Here is a 16,153-nt window from a genome sequence, read left to right on the forward strand (position 1 = left end):
TTAGAGGCTTATTGATCCCGTGCATTCTGGCGATAGAGTTTTTCGAGCTTTTGGCGAATACGTTGACGTTTCATTGGTGAGAGATAATCAATGAAAAGTTTTCCCACCAGATGATCCATCTCATGCTGAATACAAATAGCAAGTAGGCCATCTGCTTCCAGCTCAATAGATTGCCCTTCACGATTAAGGGCGCGGATTTTAACTTTCTCAGCACGGGGAACCATTGCTCGCTGCTCAGGAATTGAGAGACAGCCTTCTTCGATACCTGTTTCGCCACTTTTTTCAAGCACTTCAGGATTGATCAAAACCAGACGTTCATCGCGATTTTCCGATACGTCAATCACAATAATACGCTGATGTATGTCGACCTGTGTTGCCGCCAGCCCAATGCCTTCTTCGGCATACATGGTTTCGAACATATCATCAACGATACGCTTAATTTCTGTATTCACTTCTGTAACGGATTTCGCAACGATGCGCAGACGATCGTCAGGAAAATGTAATACCTGCAAGACTGACATAACTTTCCAGATCTGTGTTCATGGGATGAGATGTTTGTGTGCCTTATTGTAGACATTTCGGGCTACGATTGACAGCATTCCTGTCATTTCATGGAAGGTCAATACAGGGATTATTAATGACGATGGCAGAAATTTGGCTGCGTTTATCAGCGGTCAGAGGATTAGAAAAGAAACAATATCTACAGGTGGTTGAACTTTGCGAGCGAGAAAGTCTTAACGCAGAAGATGCGTTGAAGTTCGCTGGCTTAAACCTTCAGCAGAGAAAAGCCTTTTTGCAAACCGGGGATGCGCTGATTCAGTCAACCCTTAGCTGGCTCGAATGCCCGCAGAATTGTTTACTTAATTTTAGCAGTCGGTGTTATCCCGAGCTTTTGAGAACGGTGATTGATCATCCACCTCTGATTTTCGTTCAGGGAGATCCTGAGCTGTTGTTAAGTCCGCAAATCGCCATTGTCGGTAGCCGAAACTGTTCTCACTATGGCCGTAATTGGGGACGCTTTTTTGCTCAGGCTCTTGCCCTCAATGGCATCACCATTACAAGCGGTCTTGCTGCAGGTATTGACGGTGTTGCCCATCGTAGCGCTCTGGACGTAGGCGGAAAAACCATCGCAGTTTTGGGAAGCGGCCTGAATAATATTTATCCTAAGCAGCATCGTTCATTAGCAAAAGATATTATTGCAAACGGCGGTGCGATTATTTCGGAGTTTCCTTTATCAACGCCGCCAATTTCCAGAAATTTCCCGTATCGTAACCGAATAATTAGCGGTCTTAGCCTGGGTGTTTTAGTAGTAGAAGCCGTGCTAAAAAGTGGTTCACTGGTGACAGCCAGGCTTGCACTCGAACAAAACCGTGATGTTTATTCTGTTCCCGGCGCGATTGGTAATCCAGGAAGTGAAGGTACTCACTGGCTGATTCAGCAGGGCGCATTGCTCACTTCTCATCCCAATACAATCCTCAAACAGCTGCAAAGCGATCTTAAATGGCTACCTGTTTTGCAAAAAACATCAATATATTCTGCCAGCGAGGATAATACTGCATTGCCATTTCCTGATGTGTTGGCTAACGTAGGGGATGAGGTTACACCTGTTGACGTCGTCGCTGAACGTGCCGGTCAACCTGTGCCGGCCATCGTGGCAAAGCTGCTTGAGTTGGAGTTAGCAGGTTGGATCGCAGCTGTACCCGGCGGCTATGTCCGATTGAGGAGGGCAAGCCATGTTCGACGTACTAATGTATTTGTTTGAAACATACATCCATAACGAAGCAGAAATGCGAGTTGACCAGAATAAACTAACTGATGACTTAACCGATGCCGGATTTCATCGTGAAGATATTTATAATGCATTGAATTGGTTGGAAAAGCTGGCAGATTATCAGGACGGACTTGTTGCTCCGATTCTGCTGGCAACCGATCCGTTATCCATGCGTATCTACACCGAGGAAGAAAGTCAGCGTTTAGATGCCAGTTGTCGTGGGTTTATTTTGTTCCTGGAACAAATTCAGGTGCTGAATCTTGAAACCCGGGAAATGGTCATCGAGCGTATCATGGCTTTGGATACCCTTGAATTTGATCTTGAAGATCTAAAATGGGTTGTGCTCATGGTGCTGTTTAACATTCCCGGATGTGAAAACGCCTATCAGCAAATGGAAGAGCTTCTTTTCGACGTCAATGAAGGATTAGTGCACTGAGGATATCTCTGGTGCACTATAAAGTATATGAATAAAACCGCGCGTTTCGCTGTGCGAAAACAAGAGTTCTGCCCAGATTGTGGGGCAGAATTGACGATTCGGTCTGGTAAATATGGTCCGTTTCTTGGATGCTCGGGATACCCCGGATGTAGTTACATTCGACCACTGAAAAGCCAATCGGATGGACACGTTGTAAAAATTCTTGAAGGGAAATATTGTCCGGCCTGCCAGACCGAATTGGTTTTACGGCAGGGGCGATATGGAATGTTTATTGCTTGTAGTCATTATCCAGAGTGTGAACACACCGAACTGATAGACAAGCCAGATGAAACCAACCTCACTTGTCCACAATGTGGGCAGGGAAAACTTGTGCAACGTCGTTCACGTTATGGAAAGGCTTTTCATGCTTGCGATCGTTATCCGGATTGCCAATTCGCCGTCAATTTCACTCCGATAGGAGGTGAATGCGAGTTTTGCAACTTCCCTCTGTTAATCGAGAAAAAGATGTTGCGCGAACTGAAAATATTTTGCGCCCGGAAAACCTGCGGTAAGCCAATAAAACCAGGAAAATGTAGTGAATAATTCGTGTTTACACGGGAGCCTGGAATTCTGTGTTAACCAAATCAGGCAAGGTGCTGTTATTGCTTATCCAACTGAGGCTGTTTTTGGCCTCGGGTGCGATCCTGACAATGAAGCGGCTGTTATGGCATTATTGTCATTAAAACAACGCCCGGTGCATAAAGGACTAATATTGATTGCTGCAAATTATCGTCAGTTGCAGCACTATCTTGACGATACCCAACTTTCAAAGCAGCAGAAAGATCGTATGTTTGCCAGCTGGCCAGGTCCCGTAACTTGGGTAATACCTGCCCGTGAAACGACTCCCCGCTGGTTGACCGGACAATTTAACTCTCTTGCTGTTCGTGTTAGCAATCATTCTGAGGTCCGGAGACTCTGTCTTGCAGTAAACAAGCCCTTGGTTTCAACCAGTGCTAATATTACTACTTTGCCTCCTTGTCGTACTCCCGTAGAAGTCTGTCAACAGTTTGGTGTGAACTTTCCCGTTTTGCTGGCTGAAACTGGCGGTCGTAAGAACCCATCAGAAATTCGCGATGCTTTAACAGGTGAACTAATCCGTCAGGGATAAACACAATGACTCTTAAATTTGCGGTGTTCGGTAATCCTGTCAGTCATAGCAAATCGCCGCGTATACATCAGTTGTTCGCTGCACAAACTGGTATTGCTCATCTTTATGATCGCATCTGTGTACCGATGAATGCTTTTGCCGATTCTGTCGCTGACTTTATTGGTGAGGGAGGCAGAGGAGCCAACGTAACCCTTCCTTTTAAAGAAGAGGCTTACAGGCTGGTGGAGCAGTTAACTCAACGTGCATTCATGGCAGGTGCCGTTAATACAATAAAAAAACTCGAAGATGGTCGTTTGCTGGGAGATAACACAGATGGTGTTGGCCTGTTAACTGACCTTGAGAGACAAAAATTAATTAAACCCTCCGACAGGGTCCTTCTTGTGGGGGCTGGCGGTGCCGCGCGTGGCGTAATATTACCGTTACTGTCTTTTGGCTGTTCTCTGACAATTACTAACCGAACATTTCATAAAGCAGAATTACTGGCGAAGATTTTCCAGAAGGCCGGTGAAATTGATGCTTGTGCTATGACGCAATTAGCCGGAGAGCATTTTGATTTGATCATAAATGCAACATCCAGCGGTGTGAATGGAGACTTACCTGCGCTGCCCGAAAATCTAATTAGTTACGATATCCGTTGCTACGACATGTTCTATCAGAGCGGCCCTACACCGTTTCTTAGATGGTGCGTGCGTCTGGGGGCAACCCAACTATCTGACGGACTTGGAATGCTGGTAGGCCAGGCTGCTCATGCTTTCTGTTTATGGCATGGCGAGCTTCCAGACATTGTGCCCGTTATTGCTTGTTTAAAAGCGGAGCTGGCGACTTGAATCAAGCCATTCAGTTCCCCGAGCGAGAAATATGGGAAGAAGCGCTTAACACAGTCTGTTTTCCTGCGTTGGTCAATGGGTTCCAGGTTACCTGCGCTATAAGCGGTGAATCATTAATTCGCCGCTTTGGTGAAGATAAAACACTGCTGGTGCTGTTTTGCCAGCACCGTTGGGATCTGGAAGAAGAAGCTGAATCATTGATCAAATCCGACCAGGAAGATCATCAAGGATGGTTTTGGCTTTCCTGAGCAAGGTAATCGTTTTTCCATTCAACATAATTACTTGATGAATAAAGCAGATGATTAATTTCTTCTTTTGAAAGCGGGCGGGACTGCCTTGCAGGGCTGCCTATGTAAAGATATCCACTGACAAGATGTTTTCCCGATGGAACCAGAGTGCCAGCGCCAATCATGACATCATTTTCCACTGTTACACCGTCTAACAGGATGGAACCCATTCCGATAAGAACACGGCTGCCAACCTTTCAGCCGTGCAAGATAGCTTTATGTCCAACGGTTACATCCTCACCCAGGATCAGCGGGTAGCCTTCAGGATTAGAGGCTGATTTATGGGTTACGTGAAGTATGCTGCCATCCTGCACATTGCTGCGTTTACCAATGGTAATTCGATTCACATCGCCACGAATAGTGACTAATGGCCAGACACTCACATCGTCAGCAAGCCCAACATTGCCGATCACAACACTGGATGAATCAACCATCACTCTCTGGCCAAGCAACGGAAATGTTTTTTTGTAAGGGCGTAGATTCTCTGGCATAACTTCCTCTTTTTTATATACTCTGGGATCTCTGGAGCGTAATACCTCAAGAGTATTTCTAACAATATTCCTTGAGTCAGATGTAATATTTTGAGGCGGATCGTCTCAGATCTTAATGGTGAGAGTGAAAAATCCGCAATCGGAAAAAAAGATCTAAATAAAACTTGTGCTCACAAAATTGATCCCTATAATGCGCCACCACTGACACGGAACAACGGCTTCGATGCCGCCGTGTTGAGAGGTTCAGCGAGCTGAACCGCCGGAGAAAAGCTGCGTAAAAGTGGTTGACTCTGAAGGAGGAAAGCGTAGTATACGCGACCTCGCGGCAGGAAGCGAAAGCACTGACCGCACCGCTCTTTAACAATTTATCAGACAATCTGTGTGGGCACTCGCAGGATAGATATCGGCATCTTCGGATGCAAAAATATCAAGTCTTAAGAGTGAACACGTAATTCATTACGACGTTTTCCTTGAGCACTGCTTCACGAGTTGAAGCAAATCAAACTTTAAATTGAAGAGTTTGATCATGGCTCAGATTGAACGCTGGCGGCAGGCCTAACACATGCAAGTCGAACGGTAGCACAGAAGAGCGTGCTCTTTGGGTGACGAGTGGCGGACGGGTGAGTAATGTCTGGGAAACTGCCTGATGGCGGGGGATAACCACTGGAAACGGTGGCTAATACCGCATAATCTCGCAAGAGCAAAGAGGGGGACCTTATGGCCTCTTGCCATCGGATGTGCCCAGATGGGATTAGCTGGCAGGTAGGGTAACGGCCTACCTGGGCGACGATCCCTAGCTGGTCTGAGAGGATGACCAGCCACACTGGAACTGAGACACGGTCCAGACTCCTACGGGAGGCAGCAGTGGGGAATATTGCACAATGGGCGCAAGCCTGATGCAGCCATGCCGCGTGTATGAAGAAGGCCTTCGGGTTGTAAAGTACTTTCAGCGGGGAGGAAGGGACGCTGGTTAATAACCAGCGGCATTGACGTTACCCGCAGAAGAAGCACCGGCTAACTCCGTGCCAGCAGCCGCGGTAATACGGAGGGTGCAAGCGTTAATCGGAATTACTGGGCGTAAAGCGCACGCAGGCGGTCTGTTAAGTCAGATGTGAAATCCCCGGGCTTAACCTGGGAACTGCATTTGAAACTGGCAGGCTGGAGTCTTGTAGAGGGGGGTGGAATTCCAGGTGTAGCGGTGAAATGCGTAGAGATCTGGAGGAATACCGGTGGCGAAGGCGGCCCCCTGGACAAAGACTGACGCTCATGTGCGAAAGCGTGGGGAGCAAACAGGATTAGATACCCTGGTAGTCCACGCTGTAAACGATGTCGATTTGGAGGTTGTGCCCTTGAGGTGTGGCTTCCGTAGCTAACGCGTTAAATCGACCGCCTGGGGAGTACGGCCGCAAGGTTAAAACTCAAATGAATTGACGGGGGCCCGCACAAGCGGTGGAGCATGTGGTTTAATTCGATGCAACGCGAAGAACCTTACCTGGCCTTGACATCCACAGAACTTAGCAGAGATGCTTTGGTGCCTTCGGGAGCTGTGAGACAGGTGCTGCATGGCTGTCGTCAGCTCGTGTTGTGAAATGTTGGGTTAAGTCCCGCAACGAGCGCAACCCTTATCCTTTGTTGCCAGCGATTTGGTCGGGAACTCAAAGGAGACTGCCGGTGATAAACCGGAGGAAGGTGGGGATGACGTCAAGTCATCATGGCCCTTACGGCCAGGGCTACACACGTGCTACAATGGCGCATACAAAGAGAAGCGACCTCGCGAGAGCATGCGGACCTCATAAAGTGCGTCGTAGTCCGGATCGGAGTCTGCAACTCGACTCCGTGAAGTCGGAATCGCTAGTAATCGTGGATCAGAATGCCACGGTGAATACGTTCCCGGGCCTTGTACACACCGCCCGTCACACCATGGGAGTGGGTTGCAAAAGAAGTAGGTAGCTTAACCTTCGGGAGGGCGCTTACCACTTTGTGATTCATGACTGGGGTGAAGTCGTAACAAGGTAACCGTAGGGGAACCTGCGGTTGGATCACCTCCTTAGCATAAGATAGCTTCATGCGCAGTGCTCACACAGATTGTCTGATAGAAAAGTAACGAGCAGAAAACCTCTCCAGGCTTGTAGCTCAGGTGGTTAGAGCGCACCCCTGATAAGGGTGAGGTCGGTGGTTCAAGTCCACTCAGGCCTACCAAATTCGCACTCAGGCTGCGTTATGTCTCAGGCTCGCATAGTTCACTATGCTTCGCGGAAACATAGCCTGTCTGAGAACGAATTGCATTTCTTAAGAAGTGTACTCGGTTGAGTGGTAACAGTGGTCTCTGCAGTGACTGTATGGGGCTATAGCTCAGCTGGGAGAGCGCCTGCCTTGCACGCAGGAGGTCAGCGGTTCGATCCCGCTTAGCTCCACCATGCAGTCTGACGAAAAATACTTCAGAGCGTGCCGGTAAGGGTATGCTGTGAAGTATTATGCTCTTTAACAATCCGGAACAAGCTGAAAATTGAAACGACATGTTGTTGTCATTCTGGGTAACAGGAATGGCGTGATGACATGTACGGTCTCTCAATGCCTGCAACGGCATGCGTCCTGTGGACGCCTGTGGGTTGTGAGGTTAAGTGACGAAGCGTACACGGTGGATGCCCTGGCAGTCAGAGGCGATGAAGGGCGTGCTAATCTGCGATAAGCGTCGGTAAGGTGATATGAACCGCGATACCCGACGATACCCGAATGGGGAAACCCGGTGCACTTGTGCATCATTGCAGCATGAATACATAGTGCTGCAAGGCGAACCGGGGGAACTGAAACATCTCAGTACCCCGAGGAAAAGAAATCAACCGAGATTCCCCCAGTAGCGGCGAGCGAACGGGGAGGAGCCCGGAACCATCATCAGCTTGTGCATCAGTGGAAGCGTCTGGAAAGTCGCAGGGTACAGGGTGATACTCCCGTACACGAAGGTGCACATGCTGTGAGTTCGAAGAGTAGGGCGGGACACGTGTTATCCTGTCTGAATATGGGGGGACCATCCTCCAAGGCTAAATACTCCTGACTGACCGATAGTGAACCAGTACCGTGAGGGAAAGGCGAAAAGAACCCCGGCGAGGGGAGTGAAACAGAACCTGAAACCGTGTACGTACAAGCAGTGGGAGCACCTTCGTGGTGTGACTGCGTACCTTTTGTATAATGGGTCAGCGACTTGTATTCTGTAGCAAGGTTAACCGAATAGGGGAGCCGCAGGGAAACCGAGTCTTAACTGGGCGTTAAGTTGCAGGGTACAGACCCGAAACCCGGTGATCTAGCCATGGGCAGGTTGAAGGTTGGGTAACACTAACTGGAGGACCGAACCGACTAATGTTGAAAAATTAGCGGATGACCTGTGGCTGGGGGTGAAAGGCCAATCAAACCGGGAGATAGCTGGTTCTCCCCGAAAGCTATTTAGGTAGCGCCTCGTGAAGTCATCTGCGGGGGTAGAGCACTGTTTCGGCCAGGGGGCCATCCCGGCTTACCGATCCGATGCAAACTCCGAATACCGCAGAATGTTATCACGGGAGACACACGGCGGGTGCTAACGTCCGTCGTGAAGAGGGAAACAACCCAGACCGCCAGCTAAGGTCCCAAAGTCATGGTTAAGTGGGAAACGATGTGGGAAGGCCCAGACAGCCAGGATGTTGGCTTAGAAGCAGCCATCATTTAAAGAAAGCGTAATAGCTCACTGGTCGAGTCGGCCTGCGCGGAAGATGTAACGGGGCTAAACCATGCACCGAAGCTGCGGCAGCGGCGCGTAAGCGTTGTTGGGTAGGGGAGCGTTCTGTAAGCCGTGGAAGGTGTGCTGTGAGGCATGCTGGAGGTATCAGAAGTGCGAATGCTGACATAAGTAACGATAAAGCGGGTGAAAAGCCCGCTCGCCGGAAGACCAAGGGTTCCTGTCCAACGTTAATCGGGGCAGGGTGAGTCGACCCCTAAGGCGAGGCCGAAAGGCGTAGTCGATGGGAAACGGGTTAATATTCCCGTACTCGGTGTTGCTGCGAAGGGGGGACGGAGAAGGCTATGTCATCCGGGCGACGGTTGTCCCGGTTTAAGCGTGTAGGCTGTTTTTCCAGGCAAATCCGGAAAATCAAGGCTGAGGCGTGATGACGAGGCACCACGGTGCTGAAGTGACAAATGCCCTGCTTCCAGGAAAAGCCTCTAAGCATCAGGCAACAGAGAATCGTACCCGAAACCGACACAGGTGGTCAGGTAGAGAATACCAAGGCGCTTGAGAGAACCCGGGTGAAGGAACTAGGCAAAATGGTGCCGTAACTTCGGGAGAAGGCACGCTGGCGCGTAGGTGAAGGGACGTGCTCCCGGAGCTGAAGCCAGTCGAAGATACCAGCTGGCTGCAACTGTTTATTAAAAACACAGCACTGTGCAAACACGAAAGTGGACGTATACGGTGTGACGCCTGCCCGGTGCCGGAAGGTTAATTGATGGGGTTAGCGGCAACGCGAAGCTCCTGATCGAAGCCCCGGTAAACGGCGGCCGTAACTATAACGGTCCTAAGGTAGCGAAATTCCTTGTCGGGTAAGTTCCGACCTGCACGAATGGCGTAATGATGGCCAGGCTGTCTCCACCCGGGACTCAGTGAAATTGAACTCGCTGTGAAGATGCAGTGTACCCGCGGCAAGACGGAAAGACCCCGTGAACCTTTACTACAGCTTGACACTGAACACTGAGCCTTGATGTGCAGGATAGGTGGGAGGCTTTGAAGCGCGGACGCCAGTTCGTGTGGAGCCATCCTTGAAATACCACCCTTTAACGTTTGGTGTTCTAACCTTGCGCCGTGATCCGGCGCGGGGACAGTGTCTGGTGGGTAGTTTGACTGGGGCGGTCTCCTCCCAAAGCGTAACGGAGGAGCACGAAGGTTGGCTAATCCTGGTCGGACATCAGGAGGTTAGTGCAATGGCATAAGCCAGCCTGACTGCGAGCGTGACGGCGCGAGCAGATGCGAAAGCAGGTCATAGTGATCCGGTGGTTCTGAATGGAAGGGCCATCGCTCAACGGATAAAAGGTACTCCGGGGATAACAGGCTGATACCGCCCAAGAGTTCATATCGACGGCGGTGTTTGGCACCTCGATGTCGGCTCATCACATCCTGGGGCTGAAGCAGGTCCCAAGGGTACGGCTGTTCGCCGTTTAAAGTGGTACGCGAGCTGGGTTTAGAACGTCGTGAGACAGTTCGGTCCCTATCTGCCGTGGGCGCTGGAGAATTGAGGGGGTTTGCTCCCAGTACGAGAGGACCGGAGTGAACGCACCGCTGGTGTTCGGGTTGTCACGCCAGTGGCACAGCCCGGTAGCTAAGTGCGGAAAAGATAAGCGCTGAAAGCATCTAAGCGCGAAACTTGCCCCGAGATGAGTTCTCCCTGTGGCTTAAAGCCACCTTAAGGGACGTTGAAGACGACGACGTTGATAGGCCGGATGTGTAAGCGCAGCGATGCGTTGAGCTGACCGGTACTAATGACCCGTGAGGCTTAACCTTACAACGCCAGAGGCGTTCTGGTGAGTGTTGAGAGACGACACGATCGGTATTCAGCTTGTGACGGACAGAAGAATTTAGCACTGTTCTGCGGAGATGATTCCGAAGGATTTTGCGCTGAGAGGGCGGTAAGGAGCATACATGGGTATGTGACTGAGCGAGGCGATATCAGCACAAAAGGCACGGGACAGGGCACAAAGAATTTGCCTGGCGGCTTTAGCGCGGTGGTCCCACCTGACCCCATGCCGAACTCAGAAGTGAAACGCCGTAGCGCCGATGGTAGTGTGGGGTCTCCCCATGCGAGAGTAGGGAACTGCCGGGCATCATACAAGCGGACCCCCGGCCAGTGGCCGGGGGTTTTTGCGTCTATAGCCGGAAAAAAAAGCCGGAAAAAAAGCTGCGTGACCCGGTTAATCGGTTAGACTGTGCAGTTACCTTTACCTTCCTTAAGGCCGTCAGATGTTCAGCCAGTCCCCTTCCTTAACACCTTTTAACACCTTTGGCCTTGATGTCAGGGCCCGTCCGATACGATCTGATATGACCGAGATATACCGGTGTCCTTTTTTGAAAGCGACTTCGTCAACGCTGCGGCGCGCGCTGGCTGTGATCTCTTTATCCGTGCCATTCCCCGCTTAACGGCCCGCATCATAATTCCGTCAACGGCATTCCAGTTCAACTTAAGTTGTCTGCGGACGGCATCGATGGTGCTGATTTTCAGCCAGAAGAGGACGAAAGACTCGAACAGTAACGTATAACGACTTCCGGGGCCGAATCAGGGAACGGGCAGCGTCTGGCAACCGTGCTCAGGACAGTTAACGCGGGGGACATTAGCCTCAACTGGCGTGGAAAACTGGCAGGTATCGAGGTGACGCCATTTACACTGGCGGTGGCCATGAACAGGACAGGTTTTACTGCAACTGGGGCATGAACGCCTTGAATTGTCAGCAATGCCAACGATAACGGTGACGGAACCGGCATTCTCATCAAGATTCAGGGATTTCACCTGCCAGGGAGCTGACAGGTTGAGAATATGGGCATAGAGGGATTTTTCGTCATGGCAGTGACCTCTTATGAAAACTGCCACTATCATGCCCGGCCACCACAACGGGGGAAGGCCCACTAAAGTACATAAATATTAAATGTGAGGTTTTTCCTAAGATGCCCTGCTCTTGCTACTGGATCTTGTTCGCACCTTTGAATAGTGCCGACGGCACGTATTGAGCGGTCAGAACAAGCTCTGGCTTAACGGTGTGATGTAGTTATAAAAAATAATAGAAGTGGGAAAAGCTAAGGATAATATTAAAGATGCGGGCTGATTTTAAATGGATTTCAGTCAGTGGAGCGAAAAGTGATCACTCAGGATAAAAAAACAGAGTGTTTCCTGCTGAAAGTTTGAAAAAGTATTCTTACAGCATACTGGCAGGCGTCACAGAACTCCCTCTGGCGATCAGGCCAGAGGGAGTGGTAATGCGCGTTCTAATTGCAAATTTAGTGAATAACTTGAGAAAGAAATGTTCTGGTACGTTCTGACTGAGGATTGGAGAAAAACTCCTGCGGTGGTGCCTGTTCAACAATCTCTCCGCGATCCATAAAGATCACGCGGTCAGCCACCGTGCGTGCAAAACCCATCTCATGGGTTACACACAGCATGGTCATCCCATCTTCTGCCAGACCAATCATCGTATCCAATACTTCTTTTACCATTTCAGGGTCGAGCGCTGAAGTTGGCTCATCAAACAGCATAATTTTGGGTTTCATGCACAGCGAACGTGCAATAGCGACACGCTGTTGCTGTCCTCCGGAAAGCTGACCGGGAAATTTATGCGCATGTTCTGCTATACGCACGCGCTGTAAATAATGCATCGCTAAGGCTTCCGCTTCTTTCTTAGGTGTTTTACGTACCCAAATTGGCGCAAGCGTGCAGTTTTGCAATACGGTCAGATGTGGGAAAAGATTGAAATGCTGAAACACCATGCCGACCTCAGTACGCACGAGTTCAATATTTCGCAGGTCATCATTGAGATGAATACCATCCACAACAATACATCCTTGCTGGTGCTCTTCCAGATGATTAATACACCGAATCGTTGTTGATTTGCCTGAACCAGATGGGCCACAAAGGACGATACGTTCACGCGGTTTCACTTGCAGATTGATATCTTTGAGTACGTGAAACTGACCATACCATTTGTTCACCTTTTCGAGGGTAATCATCATCGCATCGTCGGATTGTTTAATTAGTGATTGTGTCATTTTAAGCCTCAGTGCGGCGTACGCCCGGTGTGAAAACGCTTCTCCAAATACTGGCTGTAGCGCGACATGCTAAAACAAAATATCCAGTAAACCAGTGCGGCAAAAACATATCCCTCGGTTGACATACCAAGCCATGCGGGGTCAACCGTTGCCTGCTGCACGCTGCTAAACAGATCGAATAACCCGATAATGATTACCAGACTGGTATCTTTAAACAGGGCAATAATGGTGTTCACCAACCCGGGAATGACCAGTTTTAACGCTTGCGGCAGAATAACCAGGCCCTGCGTTTTCCAGTAACCTAGCGCCAGTGATTCCGCTGCTTCGTACTGCCCTTTAGGTAGTGCCTGTAAACCCCCGCGCACCACTTCTGCTACATAAGCAGACTGGAAAAGAATAACGCCGACCAATGCACGAATCAGTTTATCAATGCTGCTACCTTCAGACATAAATAACGGTAGCATTACTGAGGACATAAACAGGACCGTTATTAACGGAACCCCACGCCAGAATTCAATAAAAATCACCGATAATGAACGAACGACCGACATGCGAGAGCGTCTGCCAAGAGCCAGCAGAATGCCAAGCGGCAGTGCACCGGCAATCCCTACAGAGGCAATAATCAAGGTTAATGTCAGGCCGCCCCATTGGCGGGTCTCTACACGTTCGAGTCCCAGATAGCCCCCATACAACAGAAACCACACGGCAACAGGGTAGGCAATCGCCCAGATCGCAATGTAGCGCCCCCGTTGTGGCAGGTTTTTCAGGAACATTGGCATGGCAGACAGCAGCCCAATGATCAGGGCGAGGTTAATACGCCAGCGAAGTTCATGAGGATAAAGTCCATACATAAACTGACCAAAGCGTGCGTGAATGAAAATCCAGCAGGCCCCTTCTTTGGTACAGTCGGCACGGGTTGAACCAAACCAGTTAGCCTGGAAGAAAAGCCAGTTAAGCGCGGGAGGAATAACGCTCCATATAACCCATAAGCAAAACAGCGTAAGCAGTGAGTTAGCCCAGCTGGAGAACAAATTTTTTCTTGCCCAACCGATGGTGCGCGAGAGTGAGTTTATCGGCGCTGATGAAGTACCGTGAGTAGCTAAATTCATAATAATCCCGTGCTTCTTAGCGCTCGATCAGACGGATTTTGCGGTTATAAATATTCATTAACAGCGAAATCAGCAGGCTGATAACCAGATAAACACCCATGGTAATCGTAATAGTTTCAATTGCCTGACCAGTCTGATTCAGCACTGTACCGGCAAACAGAGAAACCATATCGGGATAACCAATTGCTGCAGCCAGTGATGAATTTTTCACAATATTGAGGTACTGGCTGGTTAACGGTGGAATAATCACTCTCATTGCCTGGGGAACGATGACCTGACGAAGCGTTACCGGATTAGGCAAACCCAGCGAGCGGGCGGCTTCATGCTGCCCGTGTGGAACGGACTGGATACCCGAACGGATCACTTCAGCGATAAAAGAAGAGGTATAAATCGAGAGTGCCAGCGTCAACGCTGCCAGTTCAGGGATCAGTACAAATCCCCCGCGGAAATTAAAGCCATGAAGTGCAGGAATGTCCCAGGACATCCCTGCCCCTGCTACCTGCCAGGAAATCAATAGAAAAGCAATGAACATCACAACTGCTGCAGGCCAGGTACGCTTAAGTTGACCTGTTTTAAGCTGACAGGAACGGTTATAGCGAAACAGTGCAATCGTACCTGCAGCGGCCAGTAGCAGTGCGATAATAAACGGCCATGTGCCTGTAGCGTACTGTGGCCAGGGAATATATAGCCCCCGGTTACTGACAAAGGCTATATCAAAGGCGCTCAGTGCCTGACGTGGGTCTGGCAGATTTCGCAACACGGCAAAATACCAGAAGAATATTTGCAACAATGGCGGAATATTGCGAAAAGTTTCGATATAGATAGTAGAAATTTTACGCAACAGCCAGTTTTCTGACAGACGAGCAAGACCAATAAAAAAGCCAAGGAAAGAGGCAAATACAATACAAAGCGCTGAAACTAAAAAGGTATTTGTCAGCCCAACCAGAAAAACACGAGTGTAAGTATCCCCCTCGCTGTAATCAATCAGATGCTGAACAATACCAAAGCCAGCGCTACGTTCAAGGAAACCAAAACCGGAGGTAATCCCCCGGCTTGCCAGGTTAAGAAGGATATTGTGAACCAAATACCCCACCCCGCCAGCTACAGCGACAATCGCAATGATCTGGTAAAACCAGGCGCGCACCGCAGGATTGCTTAACGAAAAATCCCTTTTCACGGTTGTGCGATGAGACATGTTGAAACCTCAGTAACGAAAATTCTGACGAAGACACCGACATAGCGGTGCCCTGTTAAAGGGAAGGGCGAATTAACGTACTGGTGGAGCGTACTGAATACCGCCCTTGTTCCAGAGTGCGTTCTGGCCACGTGTAATTTTCAGCTGACTGTCTTTACCGACGCTGCGATCAAAGATTTCCTGATAGTTACCTACTTGCTTGACAATGTTATAGGCCCACTTATTATCCAGTTTCAGGTCTTTACCGAAGTCGCCTTCAGAACCAAGCAAATGTGCCATATCAGGGGTCGAAGGTTTAGACGCCATCTGGTCGACATTTTGAGAGGTAATCCCCATCTCTTCCGCATTCAGCATGGCAAACAATGACCATTTCACGATGGTATACCAGTCGTTATCACCGCGACGAACTACCGGTCCCAGAGGCTCTTTTGAGATCACTTCCGGTAGTACAATAAATTCGTCAGGTTTACCAAGCTTGATACGTAGTGCATAAAGCTGCGACTGGTCTGAGGCCAGAGTATCGCAGCGTCCGGTATCAAGCGCTTTGGCTGACTCATCGGAACGATCAAAAGTGACCGGCGTATACTGCATGTTATTCGCTTTAAAATAGTCAGCGACGTTCAGTTCAGTATCTGTGCCCGCCTGAATACAAACTGTTGCACCATCAAGTTCTTTTGCACTCTTCAGGCCTGCTTTTTTATGCGTCAGGAAACCGATGCCGTCGTAGTAGTTCACGCCCGCGAAAATAAAGCCCATTCCGGCATCACGCGAGGATGTCCAGGTGGTATTACGGGAGAGGATATCAATTTCGCCAGACTGCAATGCAGTAAAACGCTCTTTTGCCGTCAGCGGGGTGTATTTTACTTTTGAAGCGTCACCAAACACAGCAGCGGCTGTCGCGCGGCAGACATCTACATCAATACCGCTGAATTTTCCGCTGGCGTCAGCAAAGGAGAAACCTGGCAGTCCATCGCTGATACCGCATTGCACAAAGCCTTTCTTTTTAATGGCATCCAGGGTGGTACCAGCATGTGCCTGATTCGCAACTGCAAACAGCGATGCAGCGGCAACCAAAGTGGAGAGCATCATTTTTTTCATAAAGCATCCTGTATGGCGAATTCG

General features: G+C 49.5%; 11 protein-coding genes, 2 tRNA genes, 3 rRNA genes and 2 pseudogenes. 11 read left to right on the forward strand and 7 right to left on the reverse strand.

All coding sequences use genetic code 11. The features are described 5' to 3' along the window. Window positions 1–8 precede the first annotated feature (8 nt). A complete protein-coding gene (gene def, locus LU633_RS03140; protein ID WP_020322727.1) occupies window positions 9–521 on the reverse strand; it encodes a peptide deformylase in 513 nt (170 codons plus the stop codon). Window positions 522–637: 116 nt separating this feature from the next. Between def and dprA the strand changes: the two genes are divergently transcribed. From dprA to LU633_RS03170, 6 genes are read left to right on the forward strand one after another with little or no spacing between them, the layout of a single operon-like run. Continuing rightward, window positions 638–1,762, forward strand: coding sequence for a DNA-protecting protein DprA (gene dprA / locus LU633_RS03145; protein ID WP_020322726.1), 1,125 nt, complete (start codon window positions 638–640; stop codon window positions 1,760–1,762). Continuing rightward, the gene (smg, locus tag LU633_RS03150; RefSeq protein WP_020322724.1) at window positions 1,734–2,207 is read left to right on the forward strand and encodes a DUF494 family protein Smg; all 474 of its coding nucleotides are present in this window, start codon (window positions 1,734–1,736) and stop codon (window positions 2,205–2,207) included. The genes dprA and smg overlap by 29 nt, the downstream gene beginning before the upstream one ends. Before the next feature lie 27 nt (window positions 2,208–2,234). After that, window positions 2,235–2,789 carry a DNA topoisomerase family protein gene (locus tag LU633_RS03155; RefSeq protein WP_020322722.1) on the forward strand — a complete coding sequence of 185 codons (555 nt, stop codon included), beginning with the start codon at window positions 2,235–2,237 and terminating at the stop codon, window positions 2,787–2,789. Further along, complete coding sequence (gene tsaC, locus LU633_RS03160; protein ID WP_020322721.1) at window positions 2,782–3,354, forward strand: L-threonylcarbamoyladenylate synthase type 1 TsaC; 573 nt, start codon at window positions 2,782–2,784, stop codon at window positions 3,352–3,354. Before LU633_RS03155 ends, tsaC begins: the two co-directional genes overlap by 8 nt. A 5-nt stretch (window positions 3,355–3,359) precedes the next feature. Next, window positions 3,360–4,181: a shikimate dehydrogenase gene (gene aroE / locus LU633_RS03165; protein ID WP_020322720.1), complete on the forward strand. Its 822-nt coding sequence runs from the start codon at window positions 3,360–3,362 to the stop codon at window positions 4,179–4,181. Beyond that, window positions 4,178–4,429, forward strand: coding sequence for a DUF1488 family protein (locus LU633_RS03170; protein WP_020322719.1), 252 nt, complete (start codon window positions 4,178–4,180; stop codon window positions 4,427–4,429). The genes aroE and LU633_RS03170 overlap by 4 nt, the downstream gene beginning before the upstream one ends. Here the strand turns inward: LU633_RS03170 and LU633_RS03175 are convergent. After that, window positions 4,405–4,959: pseudogene (locus LU633_RS03175) on the reverse strand (gamma carbonic anhydrase family protein). The gene LU633_RS03170 and the pseudogene LU633_RS03175 overlap by 25 nt on opposite strands. 508 nt (window positions 4,960–5,467) lie before the next feature. Here LU633_RS03175 and LU633_RS03180 point away from each other — a divergent pair. The 5 genes from LU633_RS03180 to rrf all read left to right on the forward strand — a co-directional run bounded on the left by LU633_RS03180 (window position 5,468) and on the right by rrf (window position 10,796). Next, window positions 5,468–7,009 (forward strand): 16S ribosomal RNA (locus LU633_RS03180). A 72-nt stretch (window positions 7,010–7,081) separates the two neighbouring features. Beyond that, a tRNA-Ile gene (locus LU633_RS03185) sits at window positions 7,082–7,158 on the forward strand. Between the two features lie 142 nt (window positions 7,159–7,300). Next, window positions 7,301–7,376 (forward strand) — tRNA-Ala (locus tag LU633_RS03190). 198 nt (window positions 7,377–7,574) lie between these two features. After that, a 23S ribosomal RNA gene (locus LU633_RS03195) occupies window positions 7,575–10,477 on the forward strand. 203 nt (window positions 10,478–10,680) lie between these two features. Further along, window positions 10,681–10,796: ribosomal RNA gene (gene rrf, locus LU633_RS03200) — 5S ribosomal RNA — on the forward strand. The 16S, 23S and 5S rRNA genes sit together here with 2 tRNA genes alongside, the layout of an rRNA operon. A gap of 190 nt (window positions 10,797–10,986) precedes the next feature. Here rrf and LU633_RS03205 read toward each other — a convergent pair. The 5 genes and pseudogenes from LU633_RS03205 to LU633_RS03225 form a co-directional block, all read right to left on the reverse strand. Continuing rightward, window positions 10,987–11,564 (reverse strand): annotated as a pseudogene (locus LU633_RS03205) (helix-turn-helix domain-containing protein); the annotation flags it as partial. A gap of 398 nt (window positions 11,565–11,962) precedes the next feature. Beyond that, window positions 11,963–12,727, reverse strand: a complete 765-nt coding sequence (locus LU633_RS03210) for an amino acid ABC transporter ATP-binding protein (protein WP_020322716.1) — start codon at window positions 12,725–12,727, stop codon at window positions 11,963–11,965. Between the two features lie 8 nt (window positions 12,728–12,735). Next, on the reverse strand, window positions 12,736–13,836 hold the full coding sequence (locus LU633_RS03215) for an amino acid ABC transporter permease (RefSeq protein WP_020322715.1): 1,101 nt from the start codon (window positions 13,834–13,836) through the stop codon (window positions 12,736–12,738). Between the two features lie 16 nt (window positions 13,837–13,852). After that, the gene (locus tag LU633_RS03220; RefSeq protein ID WP_020322714.1) at window positions 13,853–15,031 is read right to left on the reverse strand and encodes an amino acid ABC transporter permease; all 1,179 of its coding nucleotides are present in this window, start codon (window positions 15,029–15,031) and stop codon (window positions 13,853–13,855) included. 72 nt (window positions 15,032–15,103) lie between these two features. Beyond that, the gene (locus tag LU633_RS03225; RefSeq protein WP_020322712.1) at window positions 15,104–16,129 is read right to left on the reverse strand and encodes an amino acid ABC transporter substrate-binding protein; all 1,026 of its coding nucleotides are present in this window, start codon (window positions 16,127–16,129) and stop codon (window positions 15,104–15,106) included. Window positions 16,130–16,153 lie beyond the last annotated feature (24 nt).

Origin of the sequence: Erwinia tracheiphila (assembly GCF_021365465.1) — a bacterium.
GTDB classification, from domain to species: Bacteria; Pseudomonadota; Gammaproteobacteria; order Enterobacterales; family Enterobacteriaceae; genus Erwinia; species Erwinia tracheiphila.

What these genes read in the sequence shown, in the direction of transcription:
- def (WP_020322727.1), bottom strand. Translation starts at nt 521, where the DNA reads ATGTCAGTCTTGCAGGTATTACATTTTCCTGACGATCGTCTGCGCATC.
- dprA (WP_020322726.1), top strand. Translation starts at nt 638, where the DNA reads ATGACGATGGCAGAAATTTGGCTGCGTTTATCAGCGGTCAGAGGATTA.
- smg (WP_020322724.1), top strand. Translation starts at nt 1,734, where the DNA reads ATGTTCGACGTACTAATGTATTTGTTTGAAACATACATCCATAACGAA.
- LU633_RS03155 (WP_020322722.1), top strand. Translation starts at nt 2,235, where the DNA reads ATGAATAAAACCGCGCGTTTCGCTGTGCGAAAACAAGAGTTCTGCCCA.
- aroE (WP_020322720.1), top strand. Translation starts at nt 3,360, where the DNA reads ATGACTCTTAAATTTGCGGTGTTCGGTAATCCTGTCAGTCATAGCAAA.
- LU633_RS03210 (WP_020322716.1), bottom strand. Translation starts at nt 12,727, where the DNA reads ATGACACAATCACTAATTAAACAATCCGACGATGCGATGATGATTACC.
- LU633_RS03215 (WP_020322715.1), bottom strand. Translation starts at nt 13,836, where the DNA reads ATGAATTTAGCTACTCACGGTACTTCATCAGCGCCGATAAACTCACTC.
- LU633_RS03220 (WP_020322714.1), bottom strand. Translation starts at nt 15,031, where the DNA reads ATGTCTCATCGCACAACCGTGAAAAGGGATTTTTCGTTAAGCAATCCT.
- LU633_RS03225 (WP_020322712.1), bottom strand. Translation starts at nt 16,129, where the DNA reads ATGAAAAAAATGATGCTCTCCACTTTGGTTGCCGCTGCATCGCTGTTT.